The sequence below is a fragment of the Actinoplanes flavus genome (assembly GCF_017592555.1).
Lineage (GTDB): Bacteria > Actinomycetota > Actinomycetes > Mycobacteriales > Micromonosporaceae > Actinoplanes > Actinoplanes flavus.
In genome coordinates, this window is the sequence record NZ_JAGFNS010000071.1 from 1 (window position 1) to 3717 (window position 3717).

Genomic DNA, 3717 nt, shown 5'->3' on the forward strand with positions numbered 1-3717 from the left:
CCAGGCCATCGGGAACGGCAGGGCGGCCACTCCTTCGGAACCACCCAACGGCAAGAAACCATCAGCCACACCCCACCGTCCCGGGCATCCGGGGCATCAACCCCAGACAATCAACAACCTTATGGAGGACCCATGAGTGACGTCTCGCCCGGCCGCGCGCCGGAATACGATCTGACGCCGCCGGCCACCACCCCCGCCCACACCGAGGAGCAGTCGCTGCCCCGGCGAGCCACCGAGCAGACCAGGCAGGCCGCCGGTGAGGTCAAGGACACCGCCCGCGAGCAGGCCCAGCGGGTCGGCGCCGAGGCCCGCGACCAGGCCCGTACCGTCGCCTCCGAGGTTCGCGACAAGCTCGGCGAGCAGGCCCGCACCCAGAACAGCCGCCTCGTCGGCGGCATCCGCGAGACCGCCGACCACCTGGACGAGATGCGGGGCGCCCGGCAGGACTCGCCGGCCGCCGCCGTGGTCGCCCGGGTCGCCGAGGGCGGCCGCCAGTTCGCCGACTACCTCGACCGCAACGGCCCCGACGGGGTGCTGCGCGAGGTCGAGGACTTCGCCCGCCGCCGCCCCGGCGCCTTCCTGGCCACCGCCCTGGCAGCCGGCTTCGTGGTGGGCCGCCTCGGCAAGGGCGTCCTGACGGCCGACCCCGGCGCCGGCACGGCGAAGCCGGCCGACGACACCTACGTGAGCTTCCCGGACGAGACCCGGGAGACGGAAACCGTCGCCTACCCGCCGGCGGCCACCGGCTCCGGCCACCTCACCCCGGCGACTACGCAGTACACCGCGACCGGCACCGGAACGCCGGCCGTGGTCGAGGACGAACCGGGGTACCGGGCATGACCACCCCGTCGCAGACCTCGATCGGGGAGATCATCGGCAACATCAGCGACGACCTCTCGCAACTGTTCCGGCAGGAGGTGGCGCTCGCCAAGGCGGAGATCCGGCAGGAGGCCGTCAAGGCGGGCAAGGCCGGCGGGATGCTCGGCGGCGCCGCGTTCGCCGGCTACCTGGCCGTCGTCCTGCTCAGCTTCGCGCTCGTCTTCGGCCTCGCCAACGTCATCGACGCCGGCTGGGCGGCACTGATCGTCGCGTTCGTCTGGGCGGTCATCGGCGCGGTGCTCTACAGCGGCGGCCGCAAGAAGCTCAAGACCGTGGACCCGGTGCCGCGCCGCACCACCGAGACCCTGAAGGAGGACGCCCAATGGCTGAAGAACCCGACCGGCTGAAGCGGGAGATCGAGACCACGCGGGCCACGCTGACCCACGACGTCGACCGGCTGGCGGAGAAGACGAGCCCACGCCAGGTCGCCAAGCGGCGCTGGACCGCGGTGAAGGAGAAGGTCATGGGCACCACCGAACACACCCGGCACACCGCCTCGGAACTCACCGACACCGCCGGCGAGAAGGCGCACGCCGCCGCCGACAAGGTTCGGGAGGCGCCGCAGGCCGTCGCCCGGCAGGCCCAGGGCAACCCGCTCGCCGCCGGCATCATCGCCTTCGGCGTCGGCATGCTCACCGCCTCGCTGATGCCCGTCACCGACGCCGAACGCCGGGCCGGACAGCAGCTCAAGGAGCACGGCGGCGACCTCACCGACAAGGTCAAGGACGTGGCGAGCGACCTGAAGGACGACCTCGGCGGCACCGTCCGGCACGCCGCCGGCGAGGTGCGCGAGACCGCCGAGGACGCGGCCCGGACCACCGCCGGGACGGCCCGCTCGGGCGCGCACGACGTCCGGAACACGGCCACCTCATAAAGCGACGGGAGGGGACGGGCGCTACGACGTTTGTCCCCTCCCGATCCGGGAATCGGCAGCACCATGAGACTGGGATACAAGCTCGCCGCCGAGGCGTTCGGGCCCGCGGAACTCGTCCGCCAGGCCGTCCGGGCGGAGGAGGTGGGCTTCGACTTCGTCGAGATCAGCGACCACTTCCACCCCTGGCTCGACGTTCAAGGCCATTCCCCGTACGCGTGGAGCGTTCTCGGCGCCATCGCGGCCCGCACCACCACGCTGGGTCTGGCGACCGGCGTGACCTGCCCGAGCGTGCGCTACCACCCGGCGATCATCGCGCAGGCCGCGGCCACCCTGGCGATCCTCTCCGGCGGGCGGTTCACCCTCGGCGTCGGCTCCGGGGAGCGGCTCAACGAGCACGTCGTCGGGCAGGGATTCGGCAGCGTCCGCGAGCGGCACGAACGGCTGCGTGAGGCGCTCGACATCATCAACCTGCTCTGGCGGGGCGGCTACCAGTCCTATCCGGGCCGATACCTTCAGTTGGAGGACGCGCGCGTGTTCGACCTGCCCGACACGCTCCCGGCGATCGCCGTGGCCGCGGGCGGTCCCGCCGCCGCCGAACTGGCCGCCACCCACGGCAGCGGGCTGTTCGCCACCGAGCCGCGCGCCGACCTGGTCTCCACTTTCACCGAAAAAGGCGGCAGCGGACCGAAATATGCCGAGGTACCGGTCGCCTGGGCGCCCACCGAGGAGGCCGCCGTCAAAGAGGCCCACCGCACCACCCGCTGGGCGGTCACCGGCTGGAAGGTGATGGCCGAACTGCCCAACCCGGTCAACTTCGAGGCCGCCTCCGCCACCGTCACCGAGGACGACGTCCGCTCCCTCGTCACCGCCGGACCCGACCCGGCCCGCTACCTGGCCCGCATCCGCGAGTACACCGCCGCCGGCTACGACCACGTCGTCCTGATGAACGCCGGCCCCGACCCGGACGGGTTCCTCGACTTCGCCGGCAAGGAACTGATCGGCCGGTGAACGACAGGGTCACCGTGGTGGTCGCCACCCGCAACCGGCGCGACCGCCTCTTCGAGACGCTGCCCGAACACCGGGCGCCGGTCATCCTGGTCGACAACGCCTCCACCGACGGCGGTCCCGACGCGATCAGCAGCGCCTTCCCCGCCGTCGAGGTGGTCCGGCTCGGCGAGAACCGCGGTGCCGCGGCCCGCAACGAGGGGGTACGCCGGGCCGGAACGCCGTACGTCGCGTTCGCCGACGACGACTCGTACTGGACCGACGGGTCGCTGGCCCGCGCCGCCGCCCTCCTCGACGCCCACCCGCGGCTCGGCCTGCTCACCGCCCGGGTGCTGATCGGACCCGGCGGCCGCCCGGATCCGGTCTCCACGGCGCAGGCGGCCGCCCCGCTCGGCACCGCGCCCGGTGCGCCCGGCCCCACCGTGCTCGGGTTCCTGTCGTGTGCGGTGGTCGTCCGGCGGGAGGCGTTCCTGCGGGTGGGCGGCTTCGAACCACGGCTGTTCGTGTACGGCGAGGAGGAGCTGCTCGCCATGGACCTGGCCGCCGACGGGTGGTGGCTCTGCTACGAGCCGTCGCTGGTGGTGCGGCACTTCCCGCTGCCGGAGGGCCGTGACCGCTCCGCCCGCCGCCGCATCGAGGCCCGCAACAGGCTGCTCACCGCGCTGCTGCGCCGCCCACCGGCGGTCGTCGCGCGCACCCTGGCCGCCACATACCGGGAATCCCTGCCCTCCCTATGGGATGTGGCCCGCGGTCTGCCGTGGGCGCTGCGTCACCGCCGCCCACTGCCACCGGACATCGAGGCCGCCTACGCCGGAGTCACCCACCCGTCCTGAGAGGACGTCTGATTCACGTAGTTTGTGAGTTATGAGGGTTTAGTCGTCTCGCCAGGTTGGGGTGGTTTCGGCGGTGAGGCGTTTGGCGAGGTTGTCGATCATCGCCAGGGTGATCATGCTGGCCGA

Annotated in this window: 5 protein-coding genes; all 5 read left to right on the forward strand. The window is 72.5% G+C overall.

The features are described from left to right. Positions 1-132: 132 nt before the first annotated feature. Complete coding sequence (locus tag J5X75_RS43650) at positions 133-840, forward strand: hypothetical protein (RefSeq protein ID WP_238491030.1); 708 nt, start codon at positions 133-135, stop codon at positions 838-840. After that, positions 837-1226: a phage holin family protein gene (locus tag J5X75_RS43655; RefSeq protein ID WP_208473623.1), complete on the forward strand. Its 390-nt coding sequence runs from the start codon at positions 837-839 to the stop codon at positions 1224-1226. Before J5X75_RS43650 ends, J5X75_RS43655 begins: the two co-directional genes overlap by 4 nt. Continuing rightward, positions 1202-1753, forward strand: a complete 552-nt coding sequence (locus J5X75_RS43660) for a DUF3618 domain-containing protein (protein WP_208473624.1) — start codon at positions 1202-1204, stop codon at positions 1751-1753. The genes J5X75_RS43655 and J5X75_RS43660 overlap by 25 nt, the downstream gene beginning before the upstream one ends. 63 nt (positions 1754-1816) lie before the next feature. After that, positions 1817-2761, forward strand: coding sequence for a TIGR03557 family F420-dependent LLM class oxidoreductase (locus J5X75_RS43665; protein ID WP_208473625.1), 945 nt, complete (start codon positions 1817-1819; stop codon positions 2759-2761). Beyond that, on the forward strand, positions 2758-3591 hold the full coding sequence (locus J5X75_RS43670; RefSeq protein ID WP_208473626.1) for a glycosyltransferase family 2 protein: 834 nt from the start codon (positions 2758-2760) through the stop codon (positions 3589-3591). The genes J5X75_RS43665 and J5X75_RS43670 overlap by 4 nt, the downstream gene beginning before the upstream one ends. The last annotated feature ends 126 nt before the right edge of the window (positions 3592-3717 follow it).

Coding starts and splice junctions, on each gene's coding strand:
- J5X75_RS43655 (WP_208473623.1), top strand. CDS start 837: ATGACCACCCCGTCGCAGACCTCGATCGGGGAGATCATCGGCAACATC.
- J5X75_RS43650 (WP_238491030.1), top strand. CDS start 133: ATGAGTGACGTCTCGCCCGGCCGCGCGCCGGAATACGATCTGACGCCG.
- J5X75_RS43665 (WP_208473625.1), top strand. CDS start 1,817: ATGAGACTGGGATACAAGCTCGCCGCCGAGGCGTTCGGGCCCGCGGAA.
- J5X75_RS43660 (WP_208473624.1), top strand. CDS start 1,202: ATGGCTGAAGAACCCGACCGGCTGAAGCGGGAGATCGAGACCACGCGG.